Origin of the sequence: Streptomyces sp. NPDC005435 (assembly GCF_040703155.1) — a bacterium.
Taxonomy (GTDB): domain Bacteria; phylum Actinomycetota; class Actinomycetes; order Streptomycetales; family Streptomycetaceae; genus Streptomyces.
In genome coordinates, this window is sequence record NZ_JBEXEQ010000008.1 from 1 (window position 1) to 14954 (window position 14954).

The following is a 14954-nucleotide window of genomic DNA, read 5'->3' on the forward strand; positions in this document are numbered from 1 at the left end:
GGGAGCGGCGTCTGGTGCCGTGCGTCGCAAGGCGGAGGAGGGAGTCGATGCGGAGCATCGGCGACCGACGACAACGCGGCGAGGTGCGGTGCCAGGCGTCGCGAGCCCGGCCTGATCGACGAGACACCCCCTAGGCTCTGGGCATGGGCAGGCCGAGAACGAATGACGAGGGCGTCGCCGAGCGACTGGTGGCGTGCGCGACGGAGATGCTGGCCACGCGGCCCCGGGAATCGGTCACGGTCCGCGTCGTGGCGGCGGCCGCCGGGACCTCGACGGCGGCGGTGTACTCCCTGTTCGGCGGCAAGGACGGCCTGATCGCGGCCGTGCGCGACCGGGCGGTGGCCGGGCTCTTCGCGGACCTGTCGGCGGTGCCGGCCACCGGAGATCCCCTCGCCGACCTGCGCGCGCTCGCCGTGGCGTACCGGCGCTGGGGGCACGGTCACCGTCATCTGTACACGGTGCTGTTCGGCGGGGTGCAGTCCTTCGAACCGTCGGGGGAGGTCGGGGCGGCCGACCCGGTGGGGCCGCTGGTCGCGGCGATCGAGCGGGCGGTGGCGGGGGGCGCCCTCGACGGCGACGCCACGGCGATCGCGCTCTCGTTCTGGGTGGCCCTGCATGGAGTCGTGACGCTCGAACTGGCCGGTGCGCTGGACCTGTTGGCGGCGGACGCGGCGTTCGGGGCGGCGGTGGGGGCGACGCTGCGGGGGTGGGCGACGGTCGAGGCGTTCGCCGAGCTGCGGGAGGGTCTTGGTGCGGGGCGTGTCCCTGGCTTGTGAGGTGCCGCTGCCCTGCCGGGCGCCCTCTGCCCTGCCGCGCACCCTCTGCCCTGCCGGGCGCCCTCTGTACTGCCAGTCCCCCTGACCTATCGCGTGCCCCCGCCTGCCCGTGCCCTCCGACGCAGGCGGGGCCTGCGTCAGGGGGCGGGCAGGAGTCCGGTTTACGCGGGTCGTACCGCCGTGTAGATCGTGTACGCGTCCAGCAGGAACACGTCCGGCCGGAGGTGGACGCTCGCCGGGTCGGTGGGGTCGAGGAGGCGGTCGAGGGTGGTGCGGTCCTCGGGGGTGAGGTCGTCGGGGGCGGCGTCGCGCAGGCGGGTGAGGGTGTGGACGACATGGGCGCGGGCCTGCTCGGTCGCCGGGGCGGGCAGGTCGAGGAGGAAGCTGCGGGTGCGGGCGGGGCGCAGTCCGGCGGCGGTCAGGAGGGCGGGCCAGTCCTCGGTCTCGGTGACGGCGCCGGGGAGTCCGGCGCGCATCCGGGCGAACCACTCCTCCTCCAGGGCCGTCAGCCGGGACTGGAGTCCGGGGCGGCCGATGCCGATGTCGCGGGGCAGGAAGCGGGCGGGCAGGCCGCCTTCCAGGAGGGCCAACGTGCCGCCGGGGGCGAGGCGTTCGGCGAAGGCGGTGAGCGCGGCTCCCTGGTCGCCGAGGTGGTGCAGACTGCGGCTGGCCCAGAGGAGATCGACGGGGTAGTCCAACTTGTCCAGCACGTCCGGCAGTTCACCGGTCAGCGTGCTGAAACGGCCGCCCAGTCCGCGCTGTTCGGCACGCGTCTGCGCCCGCTCGAGCAGCGGGGCGGCGGCGTCCACCGCCACCACCCGCGCCTGCGGGAACGCCTCCGCGAACAGGCACGCCACGACACCGGGGCCGCTGCCCGCGTCCACGATCAGCTCAGGGGCGGGCACCTGTTCGGCCAGCCAGGCGATGGCCTGCTCGTACGTGGGGGTGTACAGCTCCGCCTGCGCCTCCAGGACCGGTCCCTGCTCGGCCCAGTCGAGGTCCGTGTGGCTGTGTCCGTGCGCCTCGTGGTGCTGGTGGTGGTCGTGGTGCTGGTCGTGCGCCATGGTGGCCCGCCTCTCTTCCGGATGGGCCCAGCGTGCGACGGCGTGAGGGGCGGGGGCCAGTTCTGTTGCCGTTACGGCAAGTGCGGATGCCGTACGAGCGGCGGGCGGGGCGGGGGCGGACGCGGTGGAACGGTTCGGCGCCCGCGCGCGTCGTCCCTCATCAGGGTGCGAGGGCCGCACCCGGGGAGGGGGCCGGGGTGCGCCGGAGCGATTTCGCGGAGTGGACACGGCGGTTCGAGGAGGAAGGCGAGCGGCGGACCGCCCTGGGCGACCCGGACTGGCGGCGCGGCGCCACCGGGCACCCGGCGGTGTGGGCGAGCGTCCAGCGCTTCCAGGTCGGGGAGGACGGCGACGGCGCCGGCCTCCTCGCCAAGGCCGGCCGCGCGGGCGACCCCGACTACGCGCGGGCGGCCCGCCTCTTCGTCGCCGAGGAACAGAACCACGCCCGGCTCCTGGCCCGCCTCCTCGCCTCGGCCGGCCTGCCGACCCTCGCCGGCCACTGGAGCGACGCCGTCTTCGTACGCCTGCGCCGACTCCTGGGCCTGCGGCTGGAGTTGCTCGTCCTCATGGTCGCGGAACTGATCGCCCTCCGCTACTACCGCGCCCTCCGCGACGGCACCACCGACCCCCTCACCACCGAGGTCGCGGCCCGCGTCCTCGCCGACGAGGAACGCCACATCCCCTTCCACTGCGCCCGCCTGAGCGACTCGTTCGCGGAATTCCCCCGCCCCCTGCGCCACCCCCTCCTCCTTCTCTGGCGCCTGCTCCTGCTCACCACCTCCCTCTTCGTCGCCCTCGACCACGGCCGCGCCCTGCACACCCTCGGCGTCGGCCGGGCACGCTTCACGGCGGACGTGATGGCGACGGCCGGGACCGCCGTCACCGCGATCCTGACGCCCACGACGGACGGCCCGGCTCAAGGCGACGGCGGCTGCCTCACTCCCGTTTCCGATAAGCCCGCAGCCTGAACACCGGGTCCGCGCGCGGGCGTTCCTGGTCGGGGAGGTGGGAGAGGAGGGTGGCGAAGCGGGTGGTTTCCGGGGCGCCCGGGGGGAGGGTGCCGAACCAGCCGCGGCCGAGGTCGGTGATGGTGGTGCGGGGGCTGCGGCCCTGGCCGACGCCCACGAAACGGCCCTCGCCCGCGGGGACCAGGCCGGCCTCGGCGGCGTGGGCGGTGACGATGTCGGGGGCGTCGGCGGCGGGGGGACGGGTGCGGGGGGCGAGGACGGCGTCGATGTCGCTGCCCACGTCGTGGGAGCGGGCCTTGTCGACGGTGGTGACGTAGGTCCCGCCGGGGCGCAGGACGCGCGCGACTTCGGCGAGGACCGCGCGCCGGTCGGCCGGGTCGGCCAGCAGATGGAGGAGCCAGATGCTGGTGACGGCGTCGAAAGTGGTGTCGGGAAAGGGGAGTTGGCGGCAGTCGGCGCGCAGGATCGCGCCGGGAACGAGGACCGCGGAGCGCCGGGTCATGGCGCGGGCCCGGTCCAGCCCGGTCACGCGCAGGTCCGGGCGGGCGGCGGCCAGGCGCCGGGTGACCGTGCCGGTGCCGCAGCCGAGGTCCAGGAGGCGGCCGGTGCGGTCGGGGATCAGGGCGAGGACGGCCTCGGCGGCGGCCTCGGCGCGAGCCTCGCCGCCACGGGAGGCGTCGTAGGTGTCGGCTTCCTTCTCATAGTCGAGCACGCGGCCAGTCTGGGGGCGCCGCGTTTGCCATGTCCCGTTATTCGTAAAGGAGTTGACAGATCGTCAGATACGCGTTCCCGATCTTTCTTACCTTTGAACACGTGTGCGGGAGCCCGGCTCGTGACAGACTGACTACACGACGTCAACGCGTAGGGGAGGGCGGGCGTGAGTGAGCGGCGGGCGGCGCCCACCGTGGGCCAAGTGGTCCTGGGCAGGCGGCTGCAGGAGCTGCGCGAGGCGGCCGGCCTGGGCCGGGACGCGGCCGCGCGGGTGCTCCATGTGAACGCCGCGACCGTACGGCGCATGGAGACGGCCGAGGTCGCCCTGAAGATCCCGTACGTCCAGGCGCTGTTGTCGACGTACGGCGTGACCGGCGACGAGGCCGCCGCGTTCGTACAGCTCGCCGAGGACGCGAACCGCCCGGACTGGTGGCAGCGCTTCCACGACGTGCTGCCGGAGTGGTTCAGCCTCTACGTCAGCCTGGAGGGCGCCGCCCGGCTCATCCGCTCCTACGAACCCCACTTCGTCCCGGGCCTGTTGCAGACCGAGGCGTACGCGCGCGCCGTGCTGGAGGCCGGGACCATCGGCCAGCACGCGCCGGACTCGGTCGAGCGGCACGTCACCCTGCGCATGGAGCGGCAGCACCTGCTGGAGCGGGAGGACCCGCCGTACCTGTGGATCGTCATGGACGAGACAGTCCTGCGCCGCCCGGTCAGCACCCGCTCCGAGGTCATGCGCGACCAGCTCGACAAGCTCCTCGAATACGCCGAGCGCGACCGGATCACCCTCCAGCTCGCCGAGTTCGCCGCCGGCCCGCACCCCGGCACCTACGCCCCGTTCACCCTCTTCCGCTTCCCCCAGCGGGAGTTGCCCGACATGGTCTTCACCGAGTACCTCACCGGCGCGCTGTACCTCGACTCCCGCGAGGAGGTGTCCACCCACCTGGAGGTACTGGACCACATGACGGCACGGGCAGCCTCGGCACAGCGGACACAGAAGCTGCTGCGGGAGTTCCGCGAGAGCCTGTAGCGCTCCGCGCGCGGAACCGGCGTTGCCGCCACGGTGCGGCAGGCCCCGCCGGGAGGCTCACTCGGTGAGGTTCCGCTCGACTGCCGCCAGAATCCTGGCCAGATGACCTCGGTCCTCCTCACTGACACCGGCAAGCGTACGGTTCTCCAACTCCTGCCACATCGTTCCCACTTCGGGGCGCAGTGCCTCCCCGGCCTCCGTCGTCGCCACCAGCACGGCACGGCGGTCTTCCGGGTCGGGGGACCGGGTGACGAACCCCTTCTGTTCGAGCCGCTGCACCATCCGCGTCACCGTCGACGCGTCGAGGTCGAGCATCTTGATCAGCTCGGACTGCCGCTGCGGGCCGGTCTCCCACAGCCGCATCATCAGCAGCTCCTGTCCTGCGTACAGGCCCATGCGGCGCAGCAGCTGTCCGGCCGCACTCCGGTGGGCGCGGGCGACGCGGGCGATGGCGTGGCTGATCTGCCCGCTGCCGCCACTGTCCTGACCTGCACGGACGTCACCGCAGGCCATGTCGGTCGGCGTGTGGTTCACGGGGTCAGCCTCCTTGGCCGGTGAAGTTCCGGGTCCATTATGTTGGCTGACCAAGTAGTTGCGCTACGGTGAGTCCGGCCGAATCATTGGCTAACCAAATAACAGTCGAGGGGACAGTCATGCCTACTGCTTTCGACAGTGTCACCGTCGGAAAGACCAAGCTCGCCAACCGGATCGCGATGGCGCCCATGACCCGCAGCCGCGCCTACGACGGGCTGCCGTCCGAGCTGACGGTGGAGTACTACGCGCAGCGTGCCTCCGCCGGCCTGATCATCACCGAGGGCATCCAGCCCTCGGTCGTCGGCCAGGGCTACCCCTTCACCCCGGGCCTGCACAGCGCCGAGCAGGTGGCCGCCTGGCGCAAGGTCACCGACGCCGTGCACGCGAAGGGCGGAAAGATCTTCGCCCAGATCATGCACACCGGGCGCATCGGCCACCCGGTCCTGCTGCCCGACGGTCTCGTACCGGTGGGCCCCTCGGCCGTCGCCGCCGAGGGGCAGGGCTTCACGCCCGAGGGCCCGAAGGACTTCGTCGTCCCGCGCGAGCTGACCGGGGCGGACATCGAGCAGACCATCACCGACCACGTGACGGCGTCCCGCAACGCGATCGAGGCAGGCTTCGACGGTGTCGAACTGCACGGCGCCAACGGCTACTTGATCCAGCAGTTCCTCGCACCCAACAGCAACCGGCGCACCGACGCCTGGGGCGGCTCGGTCAAGGGGCGCATCCGCTTCGCGGTGGAGGTCACCTCGGCGGTAGCGGACGCCATCGGCGCCGAACGCCTCGGCCTGCGGCTGTCCCCCGGCTCGACCCTCAACGACATCCACGAGCCGGATCCGCGCCCCACCTACGAGGCGCTGGTGCGCCGGCTCGCCCCGCTCGGCCTCGCCTACCTGCACGTGCTGGAGGCAGGCGACCGGGACGTGACGCTGTCCCTGCGCGGGCTGTTCCCCGGCACCTTCGTCCTCAACCCGAATACCGGCGAGCGCCCGACCGGACCCGAGGACCTCGTCCTGATCGAGGACGGCACCACCGACGTGCTCGCCTTCGGCCGGCTCTTCCTCGCCAACCCCGACCTGCCCGCCCGCCTCGCCGCCGACGGCCCCTTCAACACGGCCGACCCGGCCACCTTCTACGGCGGTGACGCGACGGGCTACACGGACTACCCGGCACTGTCGGCCTGACGCCGCTCCCGGGATGACCGGGGGTGCGGTGCCCCCGGTCACCCAGGGGCACCGCCCGTCCGGATCAGGCCAGTTCGGCCGTCAGTGTGATCGGGACGCCGGTCAGGGCCTGGCTGACCGGGCAGTTCTTCTTGGCGTCCTCGGCGGCGGCGGCGAAGGCCTGCTCGTCCAGGCCGGGGACCTCGCCGCGGACGGTGAGGTGGATGCCGGTGATGCCCTCGCCGGGCTGGAAGGTGACGTCGGCCTTGGTCTCCAGGCGGGTGGGCGGGTTGCCGGCGCCGGTCAGGCCGTGCGAGAGCGCCATGGAGAAGCAGCTGGAGTGGGCGGCCGCGATCAGCTCCTCGGGGCTGGTACGGCCGTTCGCCTGCTCGGCGCGCGACGGCCACGAGACCGGCTGGGAGGCGATGCCGGAGGAGTCGAACGTGACGGTGCCGTTGCCCGTCAGGAGTTCGCCCTCCCAGACGGTGTGTGCGGTGCGCGTGGTGGCCACGGTGGTTCCTTTCGCAGGTGATCCCGTTTCCGGGCTCTGTTCAGCCCATCCGATCACATCCGGCGGCGCGGCGGGGTGAGGACCCGTCCGCGCTCAGGCGGCGCGCCGGTCGCCGTCGGTGTCGAGCGGCACCTCGGGTCCGTTCAACTCCCGCAGCCAGCGCCGCAGTACGGCGTGCACGTCCTCGGCGCCCACCAGCTCCCCGCCCGGTGCGGACAGCGCCAGCGGGGAGAGCAGGAAGGGGCGGGACTGGGCGCCGCCGAGGCCGCCGTGCGAACCGATCTGCTCCTCGAAGGCGAGGACTTCGCCGGTCTGCGGGTCGTAACAGGAGTTGACCATGATGTCGGCGGTGTGCGGGAAGGCGTGCGTGCGGCGTACGGCCTCGGCCGCGCCGGGGCCGAAGGGGGCGAGCGGGCCCGGGTGTTCGTCGAGGCCGGCGAGCGGGATCTCGGTGCCCGCGGGGCCGAGCACCACACCGCCGTGCTTCTCGCTGCGTACCAGCAGGAAGCCGACGCCGGGGTGGTTGGCGAGGGTAGGCAGCAGGGCGGGGTGGCGGGCGTCGATCTCCTCCTTGGTCAGCCGGTGCGGCATGTCCGGGAAGGAGATCAGGCCGAGGTTGCCGGAGGCGAGGACGACCGGTTCGAGGCGGCGGGCGGGGCGCGGGAGTGTCTCGTCGGGCTCGTCGGGGCGGCCGAGGGCGGCGCGTACGGCGGCGCGGGCCTCGGCGCCGCTGTGCGTGTGCTCGGCGCGGCGCGGTACGGGCAGCCCGCAGCCCGCGCGGACGAGGTCGGCAAGGGTGAGGCCGTAGCGGGCGCGGAAGGTCTCGCCGGGGCTCTGGCCGTGGTCGGAGAGGATCACCAAGTGGTAGGGGCGGGGCGCGTGTTCGGCGGCCTTCTCGATGAGGGCGACGGAGCGGTCGAGCCGGCGCAGCACCTGCTCCACGTCGCGGCTGTGCGGTCCGGAGTGGTGGGCGACCTCGTCGTAGGCCACGAGGTCGGCGTAGACGACGCTGCGCCCGGCGAGCAGGTCGCCCATGACGGCGGCGACCACGACGTCCCGCTCCACGACGGTGGCGAAGGCGCGGATGAAGGGGTAGAGGCCGCCCCGGCTCACCCTCGGGCGGTCCCGGCGCAGCCGGGCGCGTACGGACTGGCCGATCTCGCGGCCGATCTCGGCGGCGAAGGACAGGGCGGTGCGTACGGCGTTGGCGGGGTCGCTGAAGTAGGCGAAGTACCCGGCGCGGGAACGGTTCTCCCGGCCCCGGCGGCGGGTCGCGATGGACAGCACGAGCGCCTGTTCCCCGGCCCCGCCGCTGAAGAGGTTGCCCCGGCTGGCGCCGTCCATGGCGAGCAGTCCGCGCTCGCCGGTGCGGATCATGGCGCGGCGCTGGAGTTCGGCGGCGGAGGTGGGCCGGTTGCAGACCATGACCTCGCCGCGCTCCTTCTCGTACCAGCGGAACGCGGGCACGTCGAAGGTGCTGCCGTGCAGGATGCCGAGCTGGCTGGCGCCGGTCTGGCTGGACCAGTCGGTGCGCCAGGGGGTGAGCCGGTGGGTCGGCTCCCCGGCGTCCCCGCCGGTCAGCAGGCGGGCGAGGGCCGGCAGCTGTCCGGCGCGGACGGCGGCGGTGAGCACGTCGTGTCCCACGCCGTCGAGCTGGACGCAGACCAGGCCGGGACCGGCCGGGCAGGGCGGGGTGCCCCGGCGGCGGCGGTCGGCCAGGCGCAGCAGCCGGCGCCGGTAGGCGTCGTCGTCGCGTACGGCGAGGGCGCCGCCGGTCGCGGAGGCGACGGCGGACATCACGGCGGCCACGATGACGGCGGTCTCGGGCGCGGCCTCGCCCTGCCCGGTGGGGCTCAGCCGCAGCGCGAGCAGCAGCAGCGAGCCGTTGAGCGCGAAGACCAGGAGGCCGAGGAAGAGGGCGGGCACGAGCAGCAGCAGCCGTACCAGGAGCGGCCAGACGAGGGCGGAGAGCAGACCGAAGGCGCCCGCGCCGCAGGCCGCGGTGATCGCGATCCGGGTCGCGCTGTCGCCGTCGGCGGACTGCAGCCGGAAGTCGGGCAGCAGCCCGGCGAGCACGAGCATGGTGAGCGTGGAGACCGCCCACACCGTGACGCTCCGTCCGAGCTGACCGGCGATCCGCCGCCACCGTACGTCCCGCACGCCCCGTGCACCTCGCCTCCCGGCCCGCACGGCACCGGGCCCCGCTCCACCTTGCCACACCGGGGTGCGAAGCCCGGGTGATCCGGATCACCGGGGCGATACCGGGCGCGGGGCTCCCGTTCGGAGACCGGCCGTTCGGAGGCCGTCCCGTCAGAGCCCGTCCCGTCAGAGCCCGTCGTACCCCGCCGTCGGCATCGACAGTCTCCGGTGCACCCGCGCCTTCATCGCCGCGTCGTACGCCGGTTCCGCGCGCCCCACGGTCTCCACGCGCACCCCGCGCCGGACGCACTCGGCGGTGAACTCCTCCACCGAGGACAGGGCGCGTTCGAGGACACGCCGGCTGGGGGCGACGAAGACGTCCACACCGGAGCGCACCCCGTCCCACAGGGCGCCGTGGTCGAAGCGCACTCCGCCGACCAGGAGTTCCCGGGTGACGACGAAGCCCTGCTCGGCGGCCCAGCGGGCGCACATGGCGTGCTGGCTGCGGGAGTCGACCAGGAACGGGTCCTCCTCCAGCTCCTCCAGCGGAGTCAGGCTGGCGATGGCGGTGACCCGCACCGGCGCGATCCCGTCGGCGGCACCCCGTAACGGTCTCATGGCGTCCCCTCACCTCCGGGTTCGCCGCAGACCCTACCGCTGCCCGTAGGCTTCAGGGGAGTCGCGCGAAGGAGGTGCGGGGGTGCCGGTGGAGGTCACCTGGTGGGGGCACGCGACCTGTGCCATCCGGGATTCGGACACACGGGTGCTCACCGATCCCCTGTTCGCCGTGCGCCTCGCGCATCTGCGCCGCCGCCGGGGCGCGTTGCCCCCGGCGCGCGCCCGGCACGCGGATCTGGCGCTGGTGTCCCATCTGCACTCCGACCATCTGCACCTGCCGTCGCTGGCCGGGCTGGAGCCGGGTACGCGGCTGCTGGTGCCCCGGGGCGCCCCGCGCGCGGTGCCGGGGCTGCGGCGGCTGCGGCATCTGGACCTCACCGAGGTCGAGCCCGGGGACGAGGTACGGGCCGGGCCTCTGCGGGTACGTGTGGTCTCCGCCCGGCACGACGGACGGCGGCTGCCGTTCGGCCCGCACCACTCCCCCGCGCTCGGCTACGTGGTCGAGGGCGAGGCGCGGACCTACTTCGCCGGGGACACCGGTCTCTTCGACTCCATGGCCGAGGAGGTCGGCCCGGTGGACGTGGCGCTGCTGCCGGTGGGCGGCTGGGGGCCGTTCCTCGGCGAGGGGCACCTGGACGCGGGGCGGGCGGCGCGGGCGCTGGCCGGACTCGGGCCGCGCTGCGCGGTGCCGGTGCACTACGGCACGTACTGGCCGATCGGCATGGACGCGGTCCGCCCGCATGAATTCCACGCCCCCGGCGACGAGTTCGCGCGCCTTGCGGCCCGGGTCGCGCCGGAGGTCGCGGTGCACCGGCTCGGGCACGGCGAGAGCATACGGCTGGAGGTCGCCCGGTGAGATGCCCGGCGGGCGTGGCCCTGCTGGCGGCGGCCGTCCCTCAGGTCGTACCGCCCGAGTCCACCCAACAGGCGCTCGGCTACCCGTCGTTGTTCCTGCTGGTGCTGATCGGGGCACTGGTGCCGGTGGTGCCGACCGGGGCGCTGGTCAGCTCGGCCGCGGTGGTCGCCTTCCATCAAACGGCGCCGTACGCACTGGCGTTGGTCTTCGTGACGGCATCCTTCGCCGCCTTCCTGGGGGACGCGGCGCTGTACTGGCTGGGGCTGCGCGGGCTGCGTTCGCAGAGCGGCTCGCGCTGGCTGGAGGCGATACGCGACCGGGCGCCGGAGGAGAGACTCGCCGGCGCCCAGGAGAAGTTGGCGGATCACGGGGTCGCGGTGCTGGTGCTGTCCCGGCTGGTTCCGGCGGGCCGGATACCCGTGATGCTCGCCTGTCTGCTGGCCAAGTGGCCGCTTCGCCGCTTCGCCCGGGGGAATCTGCCGGCCTGCCTGGCGTGGGCGGTGACGTACCAGCTGATCGGCATCCTCGGGGGTTCGCTGTTCCCCGAGCCCTGGGAGGGCGTGGTGGCGGCGGTCGCGCTGACGGTGCTGGTCAGCGCGGCGCCGGGGGTGGTACGGCGGTTGCGGGGGCGGTGAGGGGCTTCTCGTACGCCGGGTGCGGCGGCTTCTCGTACGGCGCGGGCGGTCCGGGTCAGTCGAGTACCCGTGAGGCCCCGATCGGCAGGTCCCACAGGTCCTCGCGGTCGAAGCCGGCCTTCTCCCAGGCGGCGCGGACCCGGGTGAGCGGTTCCAGGACCGGTTCCGCCGAGAGGACGAAGGTGCCCCAGTGCATCGGCGCCATCCGCCGGGCGCCGAGGTCCTCGACGGCCTGGACGGCTTCCTCGGGGTCGCAGTGCACATCGCTGAGCCACCAGCGCGGGTCGTAGGCGCCGATCGGCATCAGGGCCAGGTCGATCCCGGGGTAGCGGCGACCGATGCGGCTGAACCAGTGGCCGTATCCGGTGTCCCCGGCGAAGTACACGCGCTGTCCGTCGGGCGCGGTGAGCACCCAGCCGCCCCACAGGCTGTGGCAGGTGTCGGTGAGGGTGCGCTTGGACCAGTGGTGCGCGGGCACGAAGTCGAAGCGGACGCCGTCGAGTTCGGCGCCCTCCCACCAGTCCAGCTCGGTGACGCGGGTGAACCGCCTTCTGCGGAACCAGCCGCCGAGCGCTGCGGGCACGAACATCGGTGTGTCGCGCGGGAGTCGGCGCAGGGTCGGCGCGTCCAGGTGGTCGTAGTGGTTGTGGCTGATGACGACGGCGTCCACCGGGGGGAGCGCCTCCCAGGGGACGCCGACCGGGGTGACGCGGGCGGGGGTGCCGAGGATGCGGCGTGACCACACCGGGTCGGTGAGCACGGTCAGGCCGCCCACCTGGACGACCCAACTGGCGTGCCCGGCCCAGGAGGCGGCGAGGGTACGGGCGCCGACGCGGGGCAACGGACCTGGCTCGTAAGGGAGTCGGGGGATGTCGGCGAGGCCCTGCGGGTCGGGGCGTATCGCGCCCTCGCGGGCGAAGCGGGCCATGGCCTTCAGCCCGGGCAGCGGCGCGGTGAGCCGGTCGTGGAAGGTGCGCGGCCACACCCGGCGCTCGCCGAGCGGGCGCGGTTCGGCGAGCGGCGGAAAGGCGGGCGGGGGCGGGGACTTGGGCACCTTGCCGACGGGGACGGCGGTGGTCGTGCCGGCGGTCGCGCTGGTCGCTTCGGGGGTCGTGGCGGTGGACCCGGGCTCGTGCGTCTGTTGCGTCATCGAGGATGCTCCCATCGCTGAGCGTCGTCACGGAGATCGTCGAAAACCGACCCCAAGGACATCAACGCGCGTTGCACATGCGGCAGTTCCGTCGGTGTGGGCGACGTGAGGCTTTCGGTGCGTTCCGCGTCGGTCGCGCCGGTCAGGGGGCCGGTGGCGAGCCGTACCCGCAGCGCGCCGAGGTCGTCGCCGAAGCGGTGGGCGCCGGGGGCGGACATCGGGAGCCGGGCGGTGAGGTGGTCCTCCAGTTCCTGGGCGTCGCCGACGCCCCGCGCGGCGAGCGCCTCGCGCAGCGGGCCGAGGTCGGCGTACACCTGGCGGCCGGCCTGCGGGGGCCGGGCGAGCGCGCCGCCCGCGACGACCGCGTGGCGCACGGCGGCGGCCAGGTGCGCGTGCAGCCGTACGGCGGCCTCGCGGCGGGCGATGACGGGCTCGGGCTCGTCGAGCGCGTAGCGCGCGGCCTCCGCCACGGGCGCGGCGACACGGGCGCCGAGCGCGGTGAGCGCGTCCAGCACCCGCGCGTGGAGCCCCTCCCCCGCCGGACCGGCCGGGAAGCGGGCGACGGCGGCGGGCCAGCCGGTGGGGAGCAGGGCACCGGCCAGGTCGCTGACGACGGTCACCCGGTCGGGCAGCATCTCGGCGGGGCTGAGCAGCACGGTCTCGTGCGGGGCGTGCAAGGTGTCGCGCCAGGTCTCGTCGCTGACCAGGTGCAGCCCTTCGGCGGCCGCCGCCTCGACCGTCTCGTACAGCGGCTCGGGCGGGGTGACGGTGCCGGTCGGGTCGTCCGCGGCGGACAGCACGAGGAGCCGGGGGTCGCCGCCCTCGGCCCGTACCCGGCGGACGGTCTCCAGCAGGGCGTACGGGTCCGGCACGCCCCCGCTCTCGGGCGGCACCGGCACAGGGAAGACCCGTCTGCCGAGCAGCCGGGCACAAGGTTCCCACCAGGCGGCGTGCGGGCGGGGGACGAGCACGTCGCCGCCGTCGGCCGCGAGCGCGGCGACGATCGCGAGCAGCAGCGCGGGCGCGCCGGGCGCGGCGGCCACCTGGTCGGGGACGGTGGGCAGCGCGCGGCGGGTCCAGTAGCCGCAGGCGGCCTCCAGCAGGGCCGGGGCGCCCCCTACGGGCTGGCCCGGAGCACGGCCGGCGTCCGCGAGGCGGGCGGCGAGTTCGGGCAGCACCGGCAGACCGTCACCGGGCAGGGACGGGCCGTAGCGGACGGGGCCGTGGCCCTCGGTCTCCGTCGGTCGCATCGTCGCCTCCGCGCGCTGGGTGTGCCGTTGCCGCTCACTCGCCTGGTGCCGTGTGACCCGTGTGCCGGTAGTGCCCTCGGTTTGGTGTGTACCCGGTGATCGGCCCGGCATGGCTGCCGGTTCGGGTCGCCCTGGTCACAGCGCGGACGTCAGCCGTCGGACGGGCGCCGTCGCCTGCGGGGCAGATACGGCGCGCCGAGGCGGTGCAGGGCGGCGGCGCAGGCGGCGGCGATGAGCGCGGCGCCCGCCGCCAGGAGGGGGACGGAGCCGGTGAAGGAACCGCCGGTGCCGGCGTCGACGCCGTGCTGGACGGTGGGTGGGGGGTCGCCGGGGGCGCGGCCGGTTCCGGTGTCGGTGCCGGGGCGGTCGGGGGTGCCGGTGCCTGTGCCTGTGCCTGTGTCGGGGCGGTCACCGGTGCCGGTGCCTGTGTCGGGACGGCTCTCGGTGCCACTGCCGGTGCCTGTGTCGGGACGGTTCCCGGTGCCGATGCCACTGCCGCTGCCGGTCTCGGGCCGGTCCCCGGTGCCGCCGCCGCTGTCCCGCTCCGGGGTCTGACCGGTCCCGGGGGCGGCTTTGCCGGGCGCCGGAGAGCGGCTGTCACCGGTGCCGGGGGCCGGGGAACGGCCCGCGGCGATACCCGGGGCCTGGGAACGCGCCACGCCACCCGCACCCGCACCCGGCACATCCGCCACCCCGGCCCCGTCACCGCAGTCCCCGCCCCCGGAGCCGTCCTCGGGGGCATCCCCGAGACCGTCGTCCGGAACGTCCCCGGGAACGTCCTCGGGGATCTCCGCGCCGGGGATCTCCGCACCCGGCACGGCAGGGCCGTCACAGGCCGCGGCAGCGGCCGGCGCGGCCCGCGCGGCGGGCGCGTCCGCGCCCCGGCCGGAGGCGAAAGCCATGGTCGGGCCGGTTATGACGAGCACGGTGGCGGCCGTGAGGGCGCGGGCGGTGCGGTGCATGGGGAGGGCTCCTCGGCAGGGCGGCGACGACGGCCGACGCCTGTCGGCAACCGCTGCCGCGCCGGTCGTCGGCCCGTCTGCGGGACACGGCTCTCGTGCCCTCGCCTGCCATCACAGCCCGCCGCGCGCCGCACCGCGCGCGGCCGGACCCCATTCGCGGGACGCGACCGCCCGTGCGGGTGACGCGGGCGGCCCGAAGGAGGCTCCCCACAGGTCCCGGGGCAGCTCAGGGTCAGCTCCGGGCCAGGTCCGGGTCAGCTCAGGGTCAGCTCCCGGGCGTCCCCGGCGCCGCCGCCTCGCCGCACCCCCGCTCCCGCGCCCCCTCGCGGGTGCGCCCCGAGCTGACCAGGCGGCGCGGGTTGCGGCGCAGGTACTCGCCCTCCAGCTGCGCCATGCGTTCGTTGTGGGCGCGCAGCGCGTCGTTCGAGGCGTAGAGGAGCGTGTCGTGGCGTGTGCGGTGGATGGTCTCCAGCTCCTTCATGAGCTGCTGATCGTCCAGCCTGCTGGGGTCGACTCCGGTCATGGTGATACCCCGCTCGTCGTGTCCGCGTTCCCGAGGTGCGTCCGCTGTGCCCAGATTGTCCGCG

The 14954-nt window shown here is 74.5% G+C and carries 16 protein-coding genes; 6 read left to right on the forward strand and 10 right to left on the reverse strand.

The genetic code is table 11. From position 1 onward, the window contains the following. The first annotated feature begins 143 nt into the window (after positions 1-143). A complete protein-coding gene (locus AB0898_RS11755; RefSeq protein ID WP_366802720.1) occupies positions 144-776 on the forward strand; it encodes a TetR-like C-terminal domain-containing protein in 633 nt (210 codons plus the stop codon). A gap of 161 nt (positions 777-937) precedes the next feature. Here the strand turns inward: AB0898_RS11755 and AB0898_RS11760 are convergent, their stop codons facing one another. Beyond that, entirely contained in the window at positions 938-1840 is a 903-nt protein-coding gene (locus AB0898_RS11760; protein ID WP_366802721.1) for a class I SAM-dependent methyltransferase, read from the reverse strand. 197 nt (positions 1841-2037) lie between these two features. Between AB0898_RS11760 and AB0898_RS11765 the strand changes: the two genes are divergently transcribed. Continuing rightward, positions 2038-2808: a ferritin-like domain-containing protein gene (locus AB0898_RS11765; RefSeq protein ID WP_366802722.1), complete on the forward strand. Its 771-nt coding sequence runs from the start codon at positions 2038-2040 to the stop codon at positions 2806-2808. On the opposite strand, the gene AB0898_RS11770 is transcribed toward AB0898_RS11765, so the two are convergent. Next, on the reverse strand, positions 2777-3520 hold the full coding sequence (locus AB0898_RS11770) for a class I SAM-dependent methyltransferase (RefSeq protein ID WP_366802723.1): 744 nt from the start codon (positions 3518-3520) through the stop codon (positions 2777-2779). The genes AB0898_RS11765 and AB0898_RS11770 overlap by 32 nt on opposite strands. Before the next feature lie 165 nt (positions 3521-3685). Between AB0898_RS11770 and AB0898_RS11775 the strand changes: the two genes are divergently transcribed. Then, positions 3686-4549, forward strand: coding sequence for a helix-turn-helix transcriptional regulator (locus AB0898_RS11775; RefSeq protein ID WP_366802724.1), 864 nt, complete (start codon positions 3686-3688; stop codon positions 4547-4549). Between the two features lie 57 nt (positions 4550-4606). Here AB0898_RS11775 and AB0898_RS11780 read toward each other — a convergent pair whose 3' ends face one another. Next, positions 4607-5083 carry a MarR family winged helix-turn-helix transcriptional regulator gene (locus AB0898_RS11780; protein WP_407078330.1) on the reverse strand — a complete coding sequence of 159 codons (477 nt, stop codon included), beginning with the start codon at positions 5081-5083 and terminating at the stop codon, positions 4607-4609. Between the two features lie 119 nt (positions 5084-5202). On the opposite strand from AB0898_RS11780, the gene AB0898_RS11785 reads away from it, so the two are divergent. Next, entirely contained in the window at positions 5203-6267 is a 1065-nt protein-coding gene (locus tag AB0898_RS11785; protein WP_366802725.1) for an alkene reductase, read from the forward strand. Positions 6268-6331: 64 nt separating this feature from the next. Here the strand turns inward: AB0898_RS11785 and AB0898_RS11790 are convergent, their stop codons facing one another. The 3 genes from AB0898_RS11790 to AB0898_RS11800 all read right to left on the reverse strand — a co-directional run bounded on the left by AB0898_RS11790 (position 6332) and on the right by AB0898_RS11800 (position 9514). Next, the gene (locus tag AB0898_RS11790; protein ID WP_366802726.1) at positions 6332-6757 is read right to left on the reverse strand and encodes an OsmC family protein; all 426 of its coding nucleotides are present in this window, start codon (positions 6755-6757) and stop codon (positions 6332-6334) included. 93 nt (positions 6758-6850) lie between these two features. Next, entirely contained in the window at positions 6851-8917 is a 2067-nt protein-coding gene (locus AB0898_RS11795) for an alkaline phosphatase family protein (protein ID WP_366802727.1), read from the reverse strand. Between the two features lie 165 nt (positions 8918-9082). Continuing rightward, positions 9083-9514 carry a hypothetical protein gene (locus tag AB0898_RS11800; protein ID WP_366802728.1) on the reverse strand — a complete coding sequence of 144 codons (432 nt, stop codon included), beginning with the start codon at positions 9512-9514 and terminating at the stop codon, positions 9083-9085. An 82-nt stretch (positions 9515-9596) separates the two neighbouring features. Here AB0898_RS11800 and AB0898_RS11805 point away from each other — a divergent pair, with 82 nt between their 5' ends. Beyond that, positions 9597-10370, forward strand: coding sequence for an MBL fold metallo-hydrolase (locus tag AB0898_RS11805; protein ID WP_366802729.1), 774 nt, complete (start codon positions 9597-9599; stop codon positions 10368-10370). 14 nt (positions 10371-10384) lie between these two features. After that, positions 10385-11005 (forward strand): VTT domain-containing protein, encoded by a 621-nt coding sequence (locus AB0898_RS11810; RefSeq protein ID WP_366802951.1) that lies wholly within the window; start codon positions 10385-10387, stop codon positions 11003-11005. Positions 11006-11060: 55 nt separating this feature from the next. On the opposite strand, the gene AB0898_RS11815 is transcribed toward AB0898_RS11810, so the two are convergent. From AB0898_RS11815 to AB0898_RS11830, 4 genes are all read right to left on the reverse strand, one after another. Beyond that, positions 11061-12155: an MBL fold metallo-hydrolase gene (locus tag AB0898_RS11815; protein ID WP_366802730.1), complete on the reverse strand. Its 1095-nt coding sequence runs from the start codon at positions 12153-12155 to the stop codon at positions 11061-11063. Then, positions 12152-13405, reverse strand: coding sequence for an aminotransferase class I/II-fold pyridoxal phosphate-dependent enzyme (locus AB0898_RS11820; RefSeq protein ID WP_366802731.1), 1254 nt, complete (start codon positions 13403-13405; stop codon positions 12152-12154). The genes AB0898_RS11815 and AB0898_RS11820 overlap by 4 nt, the downstream gene beginning before the upstream one ends. A 149-nt stretch (positions 13406-13554) precedes the next feature. Next, positions 13555-14367 (reverse strand): hypothetical protein, encoded by an 813-nt coding sequence (locus AB0898_RS11825; protein WP_366802732.1) that lies wholly within the window; start codon positions 14365-14367, stop codon positions 13555-13557. A 265-nt stretch (positions 14368-14632) separates the two neighbouring features. Next, positions 14633-14890, reverse strand: a complete 258-nt coding sequence (locus AB0898_RS11830) for a DUF6158 family protein (RefSeq protein ID WP_366802733.1) — start codon at positions 14888-14890, stop codon at positions 14633-14635. Positions 14891-14954: the final 64 nt, after the last annotated feature.